Raw genomic sequence first — 15,693 nt, 5'->3', positions numbered from 1 at the left:
GTCCTCGCAGGTCTCAGCCAAACTTTTGATTGAGCGCCGGAAACAGCTTGTCGGGCTTGAACGGCGTGTTGGTGATGCGAATGCCGATGGCGTTGGCGATGGCATTGCCGAGCGCCGCGGTGACCGGGTTATAGGGGCTCTCGCTCATCGATTTCGCGCCCATCGGGCCGATTGCGTCCGACGTCTCGGCGAAATAGACCTCGGTGCGCGGCACATCGGCGAACGACGGCAGATGGTAGTCACGGAACGTCGGGTTGATCACCCTGCCGCCATCGTCGATGAGCAGCTCCTCATAAAGCGCGGCGCCGAGTGATTGCGCGACGCCGCCCTCGATCTGGCCGCGGCATTGCATCGGATTGGCGACGCGGCCGGCATCGGCGGCCTGTACGCTCTTCAGGATGCGGACCTCTCCCGTACCCTTGTTCACGGCGACCCGAAAGCCCTGCACATTGAACGCGACCGAGCGCGGCGTGCCGGCCGAATTGCCGCTGGCTTGCAGCACGCGCCCCTTTGCCCTTGCGACCGATGCAAGCTCTGAGAACGACCGGCGTTCGCTCCCGCAGATCGCGGTCTCATTCTCGACGATGCATGACGAGGCGGCAGCGTTGCTCAGCTCCGCCGCTAAGGCCTTGATGCCATCGGCTAGTTGCTCTGCCGCCGCTTGCGTCGCGCGGCCGGCCACGAAGGTGCCCGCGCTGCCATAGGCCCCGGTGTCGTGGCCCCCCAGCGCGGTGTCGGACTGCCGCAGGCTGATGCGATCGACGGTCGTCGCCAGCGCCGTCGCGGCGATCTGTCGATGCACGGTGCTGGTGCCGTTGCCGAATTCGGCGGTCCCCACCGTCAGCTCGAATCCGCCGTCGTCTCGGAGCGTGATCGTCGAATCGGAGAGATGCCCGGCCGGCGGCACGGTGTCGATCATGGTGAGCGCGATGCCGTCACCGATCAGCCAGTCCTCGGAAAGCCCGTAGTCGGGGCGTTCCGCGGACATTGCGCGCTCGACCAGATCGAGGCATTGGTCGAGCCCGTAGGAGCCGTAGAACACGTCATGGTATTGCGATGGCGGCGGCGACAGCATGGCATCGCCGGGCTTCACGATATTGCGTCGGCGGATCTCGAACGGGTCGATGCCGAGCTGTCTTGCCAATTCGTCGATGGCGGCCTCGACGGCAAACAGCGTCTGCGGCAAGCCATAGCCGCGGAAGGCGCCGGCCGGCACCGTGTTGGTATAGGCCGCGATCGCATCGACCTTCTTGTTCGGACAGTTATAGACACTAATGCATTCGCTGACGGCGTGGAACAGCACGGGCCCGGCATGGTTGCCATAAGCGCCGGTATTGGAGAGCACGTCGAGCTGCAGCGCCGTCAGCTTGCCGTCGCTGTCGGCGCCGGCCTTGACAGTGACGCGCATCGGATGCCGGGTCGAGGTCGCGATGAACTGTTCCTCGCGGGTAAATTCGAGCTTGACCGGCTGGCCGGTTGCAATCGCGGCGAGCGCCAGAATGTCTTCAACGAACATTTCCTGCTTGCCGCCGAAGCCTCCGCCGACGCGCTCGCAGAACACCCGTACCTTGTCGAGCGGGAGATCGAAGATCTGCGCCAGCGATCTTCGGACCAGGAAAGGCACCTGGGTGCTGGAGCGGACATTCAGCAGGCCGCCGGCATCGATCCAGGCAAGTCCGCCGTGGGTTTCCAGGGCGGCGTGCTGGACCCGCTGAGTGGTGAACGTGCCTTCATAGGTCGCGGCTGAACTTACGAGCGCGCTGGCAACATCGCCGAATTCGCCGTGCTTTTCGGCGACCACATTGCGGGCTGCGTTGCTGACACGATGGGTTTCGGCGGTTTTGTCGCCGTGGATCACCGGCGCACCCGGCGCGATCGCCAGCGCCGGGTCCGTGACCGCCGGCAAAATGTCGTAATCGACCTTGAGCCGGCGGCAACCTTCCTCGGCCGCCGCCTCGGTCTCAGCCACCACAGCCGCGACCTTCTGCCCTATGAAACGCACCGTGTCGTCGAGCACGCGGGTGTCGTCCGGATCCATCCAATCCCTTTCGTGCCGCGCGGTCGAAAACAGGATTTTGGGTGCGTCCTCATGCGTCAGGACGGCATGTACGCCTGGCACCGCCAGCGCCGTAGTCTTGTCGATCCCGATGATCCTCGCGTGCGGATGCGGCGAGCGCAGCAGCTTGATGTGCAGCAACCGGTCAAGCGCGATATCGAACGTGTAGGGAGCCGCACCCCGTACCACGAGCGGTCCGGCCGGCGCGGGCAGACTGCGCCCGAAGGCGTCACCGGCGGCGGCTTCTTCAACATTCGTCGTTCCGTCCATCGCGTCCTGGATCGAGCGATAGCCGGTGCAACGGCAGATGTTGCCCTTCAGCGCAACACCGAGTTCCTGCCGTTGGGCCTGGTTGAGCGAAGCGCAGGTCAGGATCATGCCGGCGGTGCAGAAGCCGCATTGAAACCCCTGGGCATCCAGGAACGCGCGTTGCAGCGGATGCGCGCTGCTCTCTGACCCGAGGCCCTCGATTGTCGTGACGGCGTGCCCCTCGGCGCGGAATGCCGGGATCACGCAGCTATGGACCGGCTCGCCGTCCAGCAGGACGGTGCAGGCGCCGCAATCGCCGGCGTCGCAGCCCTTCTTGACGCCGAATTGTCCGAGCTCTCGCAGAAACGTACGCAAGCATTGGCCAGGGCCGGGCGTCTGCGCAAACCTCCTGCCATTGACATCGATGCTCATGCGACACCAGAGATCATGAGCCAATCGCGAGTTCGCTGCGGATCTCTTCGGCCAGACGCAAGGTCATATGCTTGCGCCAGAGCGGCTCGCCGTGAACATCGTCATGGTACAAGGAGTCCGGAATTTGCTGCAGGATGGCTGTGCGGAGCGCATCTCGTCCGGGCAAGCCCGCAAAGGAGAGCTTGATCGGCCGCACAGTCGAGGCGGTGACGGTCAGCCACAGTGCGCCGTCGCTGTCCAGAGTTCCGATCAGAAGCGCGGCCGAGCGGCCGACCGGCGTCAGCGATATCTGGCGGAAGACCGAGCGTCGCCGTAACGCAGTCAGGGGAATATCGATCTGCCGCAAGAGATCGCCGCCGGCCAGCAGATTTCGCTGGTTGCCGACGACGAAATCCGACACCGGAATTTGATGTTCACTGCCGTTTGCGCGCCAGATCGTGCAGACGCCATCGAGCGCCGAAGCCAGTGAGATCATCGGCCCCGCCGGCAGCGACATGCAGATATTGCCGCCGACGGTCGCCGTCTTCCATATCTTGAAGGACGCAAGGAAGGCACGGCAGCACTGGCCGATCAGCGGGGCCGCGATCCAGTCGGGCGCGCAGGCGAGAGCGTCGAGTTGCGCCACAGTGCAGGTCGCCGCGATGTTGAGGTGCTTGTCACTTACGGTCAAGGCAGGCCACTTCAGGTCGGTCAGGTCGATCAGGCGGTTCAAATGGACCTGCGGTTCGGAAAACAGCCATGTTCCGCCCGCAAGCCATGCATCGCCTGCTGTCCAAACGGGCAATTGTGCGCGGGTCTGTGGGCGCGCGATCTCTCTGATCGTGTTCAGGTCCATGGCGATGTCAGCGCTTTCTCCGGGTTGTGTCCCTCGGATGATCCTTGCAGGCAGTCTTGCAAGACTGACGCCAATTGTGGGCCGATCCTTGCATCTCTGGGCTTTGCCCGGCAGTCGGGTATGATGTTGGGATCATGGCTCAAACGCAACCAATCTGGATCAAGGATCCGCTTTCCATCCTGGCGAAGGGCGCCGAACGCGGCGTTGTGGTCCGGGATGGCAAGATCGTCGAACTGATCGGTCGCGGCCGCGAAGCCGCGGCCTCCAACGCGGTTATCTTTGACGCCGGCGCCCATGTCGTGCTGCCTGGCCTGATCAACACCCATCACCATTTCTATCAGACTTTGACCCGCGCCCTTCCGGCTGCGCTCGATCGCGAGCTGTTTCCCTGGCTTCAGGCGCTCTATCCGGTGTGGTCGCGGCTGACGCCGGCCTCGCTGCAGCTCGGCGTCACGGTAGCGATGTCGGAATTGCTGCTCTCGGGCTGCACGACGACGACCGATCATACTACGTGTTTCCTGCGGGGCTGGAAGACGCGGTCGACATCGAGGTCGAGGTGGCCCGGCGTCTCGGCATGCGCGTGCTGCTGACGCGCGGCTCGATGAATCTCTCGCAGCGCGACGGCGGCTTGCCGCCCGACAGCGTGGTGCAGGACGAAGACACCATCCTCGCCGACAGCGAACGCGTCGTCTCCCGGTATCACCAGCGCGGCGAGGATGCCATGGTACAGATCGCGCTGGCGCCGTGCTCGCCGTTCTCGGTGACGACGTCGCTGATGCGCAAGACCGCCGAGCTCGCCCACAGGCTCGAGGTTCGTCTGCACACTCATCTCGCCGAGACCGAGGACGAGAACAGATTCTGCGAGGAGATGTATCGCTGTCGTCCGCTGGACTATCTCGAACAGTGCGGCTGGCTCAACTCTCGCACCTGGCTTGCCCACGGCATTCATTTCACCGCCGAAGAGATGGTGCGGCTCGGTCGGGCGGGGACGACAATCAGCCATTGCGCATGCAGCAACCAGGTCCTGGCGTCGGGCTGCTGCCCGGTTTGCGAGATGGAAGAGGCCGGTGTTGGAATTGGGCTTGGCGTCGACGGCTCCGCCTCCAACGACGGGTCCAATCTGATGCAGGAGGTGCGCGCTGCATTCCTGGTTCAGCGGGCGCGCTATGGCGTCAATCGAGTCAGCCACATCGATGCGCTGCGATGGGCGACGCAGGGCTCGGCAACTTGCGTCGGGCGCCCCGAACTCGGCGAAATTGCGGTCGGCAAGGCGGCCGATCTCGCGCTGTTCAAGCTTGACGAGCTGCGCTTCTCCGGTCGCGGTGACCCTCTTGCCGCGCTCGTCCTGTGCGGCGCGCACCGCGCTGATCGCGTCATGGTCGGCGGCCGTTGGACCGTCGTCGACGGAGCGATCCCGGGTCTCGACGTCGCCGATCTGATCCGCCGTCACAGCGCGACCGCGCGGGCCATGCACGCCGGTTAGGTTTCGGGCGAGCACCGGGAGGCGCAATCGCCCAAGGTGCCCTCCGCGGAGGGAGGACACCTGTTGTTCGGGCGATCGCTCATTTGCCGGGAAGCTTGTCGTCGATGCCCTTGACGTAGAAATTCATGCTGAGGATCTGGCCGTCGTCCAGGTGATCGCCGCCCTTGCATTCGACTTCCTTGCCGTCTTGCCCGACAACCGGACACTTGAACGGATGCAGCTTGCCGGCCGCGATGGCAGCCTGGGTATCTTCAGCCAGTTTCTTCACGTCATCCGGCATGTTGGTGTAGGGCGCCATCTCGAACATCTTGGTCTCGAGACCGCCCCAGGTATCCGCGGACTTCCAGCTGCCGTCGAGCTGCGCCTTGACGCGCTCGATGTAATACGGCGCCCAGGTGTCGAGGATCGAGGTGAGCTGGGCCTTGGGGCCGAATTTGATCATTTCGGAATCCTGGCCGAATGCAAACTTGCCGCGCTCGCTTGCGATCTGCATCGCTGCGGGCGAGTCGGTATGCTGCATGATGATGTCGGCGCCTTGATCGAGCAGCGCCTTGGCGGCGTCGGCCTCTTTGCCGGGATCGAACCACGAGTTCACCCAGATGATCTTGACCTTGATGTTGGGATTGACGGTCTGGGCGCCGATCATCGTCGCGTTGATGCCCGAGACGACTTCGGGAATCGGGAACGAGCCGATGTAGCCGAGCACGCCCGCCTTGGACATCTTGGCTGCGATTTCTCCCTGGATGTAGCGGCCCTGGTACCAGCGCGCCGAGTAGGTCGCCATGTTCTTGTCGCGCTTATAGCCGGAGCAGTGCTCGAAATGCACGTTGGGATACTTCTTCGCCACCTTCAAAGTGGGATCCATGTAGCCGAAGGAGGTGGTGAAGATCAGCGTGTTGCCGGCGCGGACGAGCTGCTCGACGGCGCGTTCGGCGTCGGGGCCCTCGGGAACATTTTCGAGAAAGGTGGTTTCGATCTTGTCGCCAAACTCCTTCACGACCGCCTGTCGGGCAAGTTCGTGTTGATAGGTCCAGCCGAGATCGCCGACCGGTCCGAGATAAATGAACCCGACCTTCAGCTTCTCGGCGGCAATGGCGCTGCTCGTCAGGCCTCCTGCCAACAGAAGCGTCGCGGCGGCTGCAAGCAAATTCTTTCTCATCGTGATGTCCTCCAACAATAGCGGGGTGAACCATGGTCCGGGATGGCGCGCCCCATCGCGCTCCCCGGAAAGGAAGGTCATCGATCGGGCACGAACACGGTGCCGAGCGCCGCTGGCGCGGTTGAGCCGCCGGTCCGCGCGCGCGACAGCAGCACCAGGACGATCACGGTTGCGAGATAGGGCAGGGATGACATGAACTGAGAGGGAATGCCGATGCCGGCACCTTGGGCGTGTAATTGCAGGATCGTCACCGCGCCGAACAGATAGGCTCCGATCACCAGCCGGCCGGGCAGCCAGGAGGCAAAGACCGTCAGCGCGAGTGCAATCCAGCCGCGGCCGGCGGTCATGCCCGGAATGAAGAACGGCGTGTAGGCGAGCGGCAGGTAGGCGCCGGCGAGTCCGGCGCAGGCGCCGCCGAACATCACGGCATACATCCGGATCTTCAGCACCGGATAGCCCAGCGCATGCGCCGAGACATGGTTGTCGCCGCAGGCACGCAGGATCAACCCGGCCCGCGTCCGGTACAGGAACCACCATACCGCCGCGACCAGCGCCAGCGACAGGTAGACGAACCCATCCTCGCCGAACAGGATGCGCCCGATCAGCGGAATGTCGGTGACGAAGGGGATCTGGAGATGCGGCGCCGGTGTGATCCGCTCGCCGACGAAGCCGGCGCCGATCAGGCCGGACAACCCGACGCCAAAGATGGTCAGCGCCAGACCGGTGGCGACCTGGTTGACCGCAAGCCCGAGCGCCATCGCGGCGAACAGCAGCGACATCAGCACGCCGGCAAGCATCCCGCAGAGGGCGCCGATGATGATCGAGCCGGTCAGCCATGCCCCGCCGAAGCCGCACGCGGCGCCGACGATCATCATGCCCTCGACGCCGAGATTGAGCACGCCCGAGCGCTCGGCCACCAGTTCACCGGTCGCTGCCAGCAACAGGGGTGTCGATGCCGCAAGCACCGACAGGATGATGGCTTCAATGAGCTCCACGCGCCACCTGCGGAGAGGAGGAAACGATACGGAAGCGATAGAGAATGAGGGAGTCGCAGGCGAGCACGTAGAACAGCAGGATTCCCTGGAAAACCTTGGTGACGTCCAAAGGGATCTTCATGGTGATCTGCGCCTGCTCGCCGCCTATAAAGGTGAGTGCGAGAAAGAGCCCTGCAATTAATATTCCAATCGGATTGAGGCGGCCGAGGAAGGCAACGATGATCGCCGTGAAGCCGTAGCCCGGCGAGATGCCCGGCTGGAGATGACCGACCGGGCCCGCGACCTCGATGATCCCGGCGAGCCCCGCAAGCGCGCCGGAGATTGCAAACGTCAGCAGGATGAGTTGATTGGCGTTGAACCCGCCGAAACGGGCTGCACGGGGCGCTGCGCCCACCACGCGGATTTCGAACCCCTTGATGGTCTTGCCAAGCAGCACGGCCCCGGCGGCCACCACGATCAGCGCCAGGATGGAGCCGAGATGCAGTCGGCCGCCTTCGATCAGCGTCGGCACCGTGGCGACCGGGTCGAACTCGGCGGTGGTCGGGAAGTTGAAGCCCTGCGGATCGCGCCAGGGTCCGCGGACCAGATAGTCGAGCAGCAGGTCGGCGACGTAGACCAGCATCAGCGAGGTCAGGATCTCGCTGGCGCCGAACCTGACCTTGCAGATCGCGGGGATCAGGGCATAGAGCGCGCCGGCGACGGCGCCGAGCAGCAGCATCGCCGGCAGCACCCAATGGCCGGCCTCGGTGCCCTGCGTTTTCACCGCAATCCAGCTTCCCGCGACCGCCCCCATCAGGAACTGGCCCTCGGCGCCGATGTTCCAGGCATTGGCGAGGTAGCAAAGCGACAGGCCGATCGCGATCATCACCAGCGGGGTCGCCTTCACGGCGATCTCTTGCAGCGAGTAGCCGTCGGTGAGCGGCACGATGAAATAGACGTAGAGCGCCGAGATCGGATTCTTGCCGAGGACCATGAACAGGATGGTCATGGTGACGATCGTGAGGCCGATCGCGATCAGCGGGGAGACCAGCGCGACGGTCTTCGATCGCTCGGCGCGCTTCTCAAGTATCAGCTGCATGCGCCTGCTCCTTTGTCTCGAGGCTGCTGCCGCCCATCAACAGGCCGAGCTTCTCGCGGCTGGCCTCCGCCGTTGGCAGCGATGCGGACAGGTGGCCGTGAAACATCACGGCAATTCGGTCGGAGATTTCGATGAGTTCATCGAGGTCCTGGCTCGTGACCAGCACTGCAGCGCCGCCGGCCGCGAGATCGAGCAAGGCCTGTCGGATCACGGCAGCCGCGCCGGCATCGACGCCCCAGGTCGGCTGGCTGACCACAAGCACGGCCGGATTGCGCAGGATCTCGCGGCCGACGATGAATTTCTGAAGGTTGCCGCCTGACAGGCTCGCGGCTTCCGGATCGCGCTTTGCCTTGCGCACGTCGAAAGTCTCCGTCGCACGGTCGACGGCATTCAGCGTCGCCGCCGTGTTGACGAAACCGTGCTGCACCATGTTGCCGGCGGCGTGTCCGGTCAGCAGGGCATTCTCCGAAAGCCTCATGCGCGGCGCGGTCCCGTGACCGAGACGTTCTTCGGGCACAAAGGCTGCTCCAAGCTTGCGCCGCCGGCTGATCGAGAGATGTCCGGCCGCGATTCCCTCGATCACGATCGTGCCGGGGTCACTGGCGAGCCGCTCGCCCGACAATGCCGCAAACAACTCGTCCTGTCCGTTCCCGGCTACGCCCGCGATGCCCAAGATTTCTCCGCCTCTGAGCTCCAATGAGATGCCTTTGAGGCGCACGCCATGCGCATCGTCGGGTTCGAGGTTGAGATCGTTGATCACCAGCCGTGGCACGGTGATCTTGCGGCTTGCCGCCGGCTTCACTTCCTTGATTTCGGTGCCGACCATCATGCGCGCCAGCGAGGCGGCGGTCTCCGCTTTGGGATTGCAGGTCGATACCTTCTTGCCGCCGCGCAGGATGGTTGCCGTATCACACAGCCTCTTCACCTCTTCGAGCTTGTGGCTGATGTAGAGAATTGCACGCCCTTCGCTCTTGAGGCGCTCGAGCACGACGAACAATTGGTCGGCTTCCTGCGGCGTCAGCACCGCGGTTGGCTCGTCCAGGATGAGAAATCTGGGATTCTGCATCAACGCGCGGACGATCTCGATGCGTTGACGTTCGCCCACCGAAAGCCGCCAGACCTCGCGCTTGGGATCGAGCGGAAGCCCATAGCTGCGAGACACCTGCTCAAGCCGCGCGGACATCTCCCTGAACGATTCCTTGCCATCGAGGCCGAGTGCAACGTTCTCGGCAACGGTGAGGTTGTCGAAAAGCGAGAAGTGCTGAAACACCATCCCGATGCCGCGGGCGCGAGCCTGCGACGGACCCGACAGCACCATGGTCTGGCCTTCCCAGCGCAGTTCGCCCTCGCTGGGTTGCACCAGACCGTAGATGGTCTTGACGAGGGTGGACTTGCCTGCGCCGTTCTCGCCGAGCAACGCATGGATCTGCTGCGACCAGACGTCGAGATCGATCTTGTCGTTGGCGAGGAAAGAACCGTATCGCTTGGTCAGGCCGACCGTCTGCAAGAGCGGGGTGGCACTCGTGCGCGGCGCGGCCGATGTCGTGTCTCGCATCCCAGGACTATCGCATTCGTGAGGAGAGGGAGCGGCAATAGTGAGCCAGTTTGCCTGCATGCGTAAGTAGCAAAAAGCGCCAGCGCTTGCTCAAGCCTTCGGCATAGTTGAGCTTTCCCGTCAGTCCACCGGGTGCGTCCGCGGTGCGCGCGGCTTGGCGCCGTTGGCCGACCATGCACCCGAACTTCGCTGTTGCAGAATTGTGACTGTCGATCCAATTCGCACAGGGGTAGGCATCGATGGTGGAAATTTGAGCAGAGCGTGACGGCGCGGCTTTGTCTGGCTTTTTCGCGTGTCGACGGCGCTCCGCGCGTTGCGCGGAAATGTCGCGGAAGCCGAACAATGATGGGCATAATTCGAAAAGTTCTGAATTCAATCGAAGCAAAATCTTTGGCGCGCTAAATCCGATCGAGCCGGACCAACTCGCAGAGGTTGTTGATCAAACTCGCATCAGCAGCTGAAGAAACTTCAGGCTTCCTGTCCGCCCCGAAGCTGCGCAAGGCTCCCATTGAAGCCTGAATTCCTGACGCTTCACTTTGGGGGTCTTCACGATGTTCAATTTCCGCCGAACCCTGTCAGCCGCCGCGCTATCGCTCGGGCTGATACCGGCAGCCACTAACCTTGCAAGCGCCGCCGATCTGCCGGTCAAGGCGCCGAAGCCGGCCGCCGACCTGCCTTTCTTTCTGGTGATCGATGACCGGGTGACCTACTCGTATATCTTCTCCGGCACCGATCCCGGCGTCTTTTCCGTCCGTCCCGACGGCAGCATCAACGGAAAGACCGCCAAGCAGGTCTACTCGTTCACGCACTTCGACATCTGGGCCTACGGGCAGAACTTCTTCACGATCTCGATGTTCAAGTCGGATCACAACGACCCGGCTTCGCCGTGCTCGAACGTTGGCGTGACCATCACCGGAGCTCCAGCCACCTGCGCCGGCGCTACCGAGATCTACGGCCTGTTCCGTTCGACTTTCGGCTGGAATCAGATCTTCAACACGAAGGCGTTCAGCATGGGGCCGCTGAACAACATCTCGTTCGAAGTCGGCATGGACGCCAATACGGAGAACAACTTCCTCGCGCCGGCCAAGCGTGACGTCGTTGCCGGTCTCCAGTTCGAATTCAATCTTCCCTACAAGGGCTACATCAACGTGTCCCCGCTGATGTACTACGAGTTCTTCAACCACAATGCGTTCGACCAGTGCGGTCTGTTCGGCGCGGGCGTACCGGGCGTGAGTTGCATCAGCGACGGCAACACGAAATTCAAGCCGACATGGGCCGTCGAAGTGAACTACTACATGGATCTCGGCTTCCTGCCCGAGAACATGCAGTATTTCTCGATCAGCGGCCGCGCCGGCTGGTATGGCAAGAAGGGCACCGAGAACGAGCCGATGGCCTTCAACCCGGTCACCAATGTCAGCACGGCGGTCGAGCTCAACTCCGAGCCGATCCGCCTGACCTTCGATGCGAGCAAGGCGTTCTGGGGTCCGAAATACTCGCACTTCGTCGACGTCTGGGTCGCCTATCGCTATTGGCAGAACAAGTTCGGCCTCGACCACGCCAAGAGTGTCGTCTGTAACGTCGCTGCCGGCGTCAGCAATAATTCCTGCACCGAGGAATCGCTCTATTCCGGCATCAGCGTGAAGTTCTGATCCACCCGGACCGCTCCACCGGGTGGCACTGATGGCGCCGCGATGTTCCCCGCGGCGCCATTCTTCTTTCTCCAGGGGAAGGGGGCGAAGCCTGGCCAGCTCAGCTCTTCCGCCAGACACCTTGATGCAGCGCCGCGGCCTCCGTCTCCAGCAGCGGTCCGACGATCTCGGTCGACCGCTGACCGCTGCGGAACACCTCACGGCAAGGGAGGTCGAGCGTCGGGTTCTCGGGGTGGTCGCCGGTGAGCTCGCGCAAGGCATGCTCGCTCAGGCCGTAGACGAGGCGGCCGATGCCGGCCCAGTAGATTGCGCCCGCACACATGGCGCAAGGCTCGGCGGAGGAATAGAGCGTTGCCTGCAGCAAGACGTCGGCTGGAAGGGTCACGCAGGCCTGCGTTGCGAGCAACCGCTCGGCATGCGCCGTGCCGTCGCGAGCAGGCATGAAGCCATTTTCGGCTTCAAGCAGCACCCGCCGGTCGTGGTCGACCAGAACGGCGCCGAAGGGATGATTGCCGTGGGTCAGCGCGCGGCGCGCCACGTCGAAAGACTGTCGCAGAAAATGCTCGTCGGCTTGCGCCTGACTCAATGCCGGGATGTCAACCATGAGCGTTTGCGGTCCCCTCCATCGACTACGGGCAGCTCGTGGCCTGCCGAAAGCCGCCCTGACCGGTCCTCGCCGTCGTCGCGGCGGTGACGTTCGGGTCGATGATCGAGATGCGCATCGGGCCGGTCCTACACCATTCCCTTGCCTGCGTCCGATCCGTGACGCCTTTGCCGAGCCCGAAGTGCAAGAATCACAATCAGCGCCAGCAGAATGACGAGAAAGGAAACCGCGCTGGTCAGGGTCCCCAGCGCATAGATGTCCGGCTTTGTAACGGTCGTCGTCAAGCCCTGCAAATCAAGCGGCAAAGTGTTGACGGAGCCGATGGTCTGGCTTGAGCGTGCGAGTTCGTCCCAGGACAGGGTAAATCCAAACAGGCCGATACCCACGACGGATGGCAATATGATCGGCAGCACGACATACCGAAATGTCTGCCAGGGTGTCGCGCCCAAGTCGCGCGCCGCTTCTTCAAGGCGGCTATCGAACCTGTTGAAAATCGCAAACATGATCAGCAGGCCAAAGGGCAGGGTCCAGGTCAGGTGAGCACCAAGACCCGACGTAAAGAGCCCCATCGCCGTCGTCCAACCTGCAGCGCCGCTCTTGATGATGAAATCGTCAAGCAGGCGGAATTCCAGGCGATGCCGAGCGAGGTGATAATCGACGGCATGATCAGGCTGGCGATGGCAACATAGAACAGGAAGGACGCACCGCGAAACGATCTGCGGAAGGCCAGGCCGGCCGAAACCGAGAGAACGACCGTAAGCACCATGACGACGAGGCCAAGCTGAAGCGATCGTTTGAAGGACGCCCCGATGTCGATGATGCCCGAACCGGAGAACACCTTGCCGAACCAGACGAGGGACACGCCATTCATTGGAAAGGTCAGGCCACCTTCGGGCCCCTGAAACGACAGGATGTAGATCGCGAACATCGGTCCGTAGAGAAACAGGACGTAGGCCGTGAAAAACGCGGCGAGAAAATAGAAAGATCGCGGCCGCTTCTCGCCCATCTCACAGTTCCTTGCGGATATTGACGACTCGCGTCAGCGCCGAAATGATCAGGATCGTGATGCCGAGCAGGATGACCGCATTGGCCGCGGCGCGGGAAATTGCAACGCATTCAGGCGTGCCTCGATGATCTTGCCTGCGGATGCAATCTGTTGGCCGCCCATCACCCCGACCGTGACAAAATCACCCATGACGATCGTGATCACGAAGATCGAGCCAATGACGATTCCGGGCTTTGCCAGGGGAATGATGATGTTCACCAGGGTTTGCCACCCGGTCGCGCCGGCGTCATAGGCGGCTTCGATCAACCGCTTGTCGATGCGGATCATCGAATTGAAGATCGGCACCACCATGAAGAACGTAAAGAGGTGAACCAGAGCAAGTACGACGGAAAACTCCGAGAACAGCAGCCACTCCAGCGGTTGCTTGATCAGGCCCGCGGCCTCGAGGCCCCGGTTGACCAACCCGTTCCGGCCAAGAAGCGGAATCCAGGCAATCATGCGGATCACGTTCGACGTCCAGAACGGGATGGTGCAAAGCAGGGTGAGCACGATCTGCCAGGTCTTGGACCGGACGTGGAATGCGAGAAAATAGGCGACGGTGAAGCCGATCAGAAGGGTCAGGACCCAGGTCAGCAGGCATAATTCCAGCGTCTTCAGATAAGTCTTCAGGATGGTGCAGAGGTTGGGCAGTTCGACAATGCATCCCTCGAACGTATCGGTGTAGCCTCGCAGGCTGAAGGCCGGGATCATCTCATATTCGTTGTAGTCCCACGCGCTGACAATCGTCACGAACAGCAGCGGCAGCAGGAAGAACAGTGCGAAAACGAGCATCATCGGTGCGGCCTGAAGCCACGCCACGAAGGATTTCCGGTCTTGCATCATTGAAATGTCGATTGCGGTGATGGTGAAGAAGGATTTGCCGGGCGCTTGGCCCGGCAAATCCGTTAGGCGGCATCAAGCGGCGATGAACTCATTCCACTTGCGCACCATGTAGTCGTTCTCATCCATCACGGCGTTCCAGCAGGCGACGGCGCCCATGCGGTCGTCGTAGGATCCTCCGTCGCGCTTGGCTCCGGCCTTCTCGAGAACCGTGCCGTCCGGCGCCTTGATGTCGCTGACGGCGGCCTTGCCTTCCATCCAGTAGCCCCATTCGTCCGCCGTCATGTTGGCCTTGGCGGTGGACAGTACGGCCGAATAATAGCCCTGGCGGTTGAGATAGGCGCCTGCCCAGCCCGACAGATACCAGTTCACGAACTCATAGGCCCAATCGAGCTTTGCTCCGGAAACTGCCTTCGATACGCAGAATCCCGATGCCCACGAGCGATAGCCTTCCTTGAGCGGCTGGAACACGCAGGGGATTCCCATCGAGCGCACCTTGGTGACCGCGGGCGACCACATCGACTGGATCACGGTTTCACCCGACGCCATCAGGTTGCCGGACTCGTTGAAATCCTTCCAGAACGCGCGGAACTGGCCGGCCTTCTTGGCTTCCGTCATGATCTTCATGGTGAGGTCTATCTCGGCCTTGGTCATGTTGCCCTTGTCGGCATAGGTGTGCTGACCGGTGGCTTCGACCACCATCGCGGCATCCATGATTCCGATCGACGGAATGTTGAGAATCGAGGCCTTGCCCTTGAATTCAGGATTGAGCAGTTCGGTCCATGATGAAATTGGCCGCTTGATCAGATCGGGCCGGATGCCGAGCGTATCGGCATTATAGACCGTCGGGATCAGCGTCACGAATTCGGTCGGCGTTTTGGAGAACGTCTTGGAGTTCGCGCCCTCAAGATAAAGCACCTTCCACGGTGCGGTGCCCTGATCGCCGATCTTCTTGCCGTTCGGCAACTGACCCTTGGTGAACACCGGGGTGATGTTGTCAAACTCTTTGATCTTCTTGGCATCCAGCGCGAAAATATTGCCCGACGGCACCAGCTTCTTCAGCGAGAAATATTCCGTATCCAGCACGTCGAACGAGTTCGGCTGGGTGATCACGCGTTTGGTCACATCGTCGGTGGTGGCGGTGATGTATTCGATCTTGATCCCGGTGTCGGCCAAGCATTTCTTCGAAATCTCGTCACCTTCGTTCACCGCCGTTCCGAGATAACGCAGAACCTTCGGATCGGCCGCCTGGACATAGGGAAATCCGGTAATTGCGCCCGAACCCGCCGCAAGGCCGGCAGCTCCGGCCGCGCCCTTCAGCACGGCGCGACGGCTGATGCCACGATTGAGTTTCGAGGATTTGGTCATGACTGTCTCCCTTGGTGCCACGGCGCCGTTTCGGGCGATTGGACGATTGCAGAACGGGTGGTCTTGAGAACGCTGGCTTGCGCTGGGTCCCATGTGGCGAGAACGCGCTCACCTACGGCGTAGTTGTTCGCATCGAACTGGGTTTCCGTGACCTGGGCCGAGATCTCGGATCCGCCGTCGATGGCAATGACCACGCGGACATAGGTCCCCTGGTATTCGACCTCGCTGACGGTGCCGGCGACGGACGGACCGGCGACGGTTTCGCTCGATCTTTTCAGCATCAGCCGATCAACCCGGACGGCGAAGGTCCCGGAGCCCGCCGCAATGACATTATGGCCGCCGATG

At 62.4% G+C, this 15,693-nt stretch carries 10 protein-coding genes and 3 pseudogenes; 2 read left to right on the top strand and 11 right to left on the bottom strand.

Annotated elements, in window-relative coordinates; all coding sequences use genetic code 11:
- Positions 1-13: 13 nt before the first annotated feature.
- Positions 14-2,737 (bottom strand): molybdopterin-dependent oxidoreductase, encoded by a 2,724-nt coding sequence (locus ALC15_RS37555; RefSeq protein ID WP_050631635.1) that lies wholly within the window; start codon positions 2,735-2,737, stop codon positions 14-16.
- Positions 2,738-2,750: 13 nt separating this feature from the next.
- Positions 2,751-3,572: an FAD binding domain-containing protein gene (locus tag ALC15_RS37550; protein ID WP_050631634.1), complete on the bottom strand. Its 822-nt coding sequence runs from the start codon at positions 3,570-3,572 to the stop codon at positions 2,751-2,753.
- Between the two features lie 134 nt (positions 3,573-3,706).
- On the opposite strand from ALC15_RS37550, the pseudogene ALC15_RS37545 reads away from it, so the two are divergent.
- Positions 3,707-5,055: pseudogene (locus ALC15_RS37545) on the top strand (8-oxoguanine deaminase).
- Positions 5,056-5,134: 79 nt separating this feature from the next.
- On the opposite strand, the gene ALC15_RS37540 reads toward ALC15_RS37545, so the two are convergent.
- The 4 genes from ALC15_RS37540 to ALC15_RS37525 form a co-directional block, all read right to left on the bottom strand.
- Complete coding sequence (locus ALC15_RS37540) at positions 5,135-6,214, bottom strand: BMP family ABC transporter substrate-binding protein (RefSeq protein WP_050631654.1); 1,080 nt, start codon at positions 6,212-6,214, stop codon at positions 5,135-5,137.
- A gap of 77 nt (positions 6,215-6,291) precedes the next feature.
- The gene (locus ALC15_RS37535; RefSeq protein WP_050631633.1) at positions 6,292-7,209 is read right to left on the bottom strand and encodes an ABC transporter permease; all 918 of its coding nucleotides are present in this window, start codon (positions 7,207-7,209) and stop codon (positions 6,292-6,294) included.
- On the bottom strand, positions 7,196-8,287 hold the full coding sequence (locus ALC15_RS37530) for an ABC transporter permease (RefSeq protein WP_050631632.1): 1,092 nt from the start codon (positions 8,285-8,287) through the stop codon (positions 7,196-7,198). The genes ALC15_RS37535 and ALC15_RS37530 overlap by 14 nt, the downstream gene beginning before the upstream one ends.
- Complete coding sequence (locus ALC15_RS37525; protein WP_050631631.1) at positions 8,271-9,842, bottom strand: ABC transporter ATP-binding protein; 1,572 nt, start codon at positions 9,840-9,842, stop codon at positions 8,271-8,273. Before ALC15_RS37525 ends, ALC15_RS37530 begins: the two co-directional genes overlap by 17 nt.
- A 551-nt stretch (positions 9,843-10,393) precedes the next feature.
- Here ALC15_RS37525 and ALC15_RS37520 point away from each other — a divergent pair.
- Positions 10,394-11,491, top strand: coding sequence for a hypothetical protein (locus ALC15_RS37520; protein WP_050631653.1), 1,098 nt, complete (start codon positions 10,394-10,396; stop codon positions 11,489-11,491).
- 100 nt (positions 11,492-11,591) lie between these two features.
- Here the strand turns inward: ALC15_RS37520 and ALC15_RS37515 are convergent, their stop codons facing one another.
- The 5 genes and pseudogenes from ALC15_RS37515 to ALC15_RS37495 all read right to left on the bottom strand — a co-directional run.
- Positions 11,592-12,095, bottom strand: coding sequence for a nucleoside deaminase (locus ALC15_RS37515; protein WP_050631630.1), 504 nt, complete (start codon positions 12,093-12,095; stop codon positions 11,592-11,594).
- 128 nt (positions 12,096-12,223) lie between these two features.
- A pseudogene (locus ALC15_RS37510) lies at positions 12,224-13,101 on the bottom strand (ABC transporter permease).
- A gap of 1 nt (position 13,102) precedes the next feature.
- Positions 13,103-13,983 (bottom strand): annotated as a pseudogene (locus tag ALC15_RS37505) (ABC transporter permease).
- Between the two features lie 72 nt (positions 13,984-14,055).
- Positions 14,056-15,348 (bottom strand): ABC transporter substrate-binding protein, encoded by a 1,293-nt coding sequence (locus tag ALC15_RS37500; RefSeq protein ID WP_050631629.1) that lies wholly within the window; start codon positions 15,346-15,348, stop codon positions 14,056-14,058.
- The coding region (locus tag ALC15_RS37495) for a TOBE domain-containing protein (RefSeq protein WP_128089699.1) at positions 15,345-15,693 on the bottom strand (349 nt) is incomplete at its 5' end. The genes ALC15_RS37495 and ALC15_RS37500, both read right to left, overlap by 4 nt.

This window comes from Bradyrhizobium viridifuturi (genome assembly GCF_001238275.1).
Lineage (GTDB): Bacteria > Pseudomonadota > Alphaproteobacteria > Rhizobiales > Xanthobacteraceae > Bradyrhizobium > Bradyrhizobium viridifuturi.
Note: the sequence above shows the minus strand (reverse complement) of the source record. Positions and strands in the feature narration are given on the sequence as shown.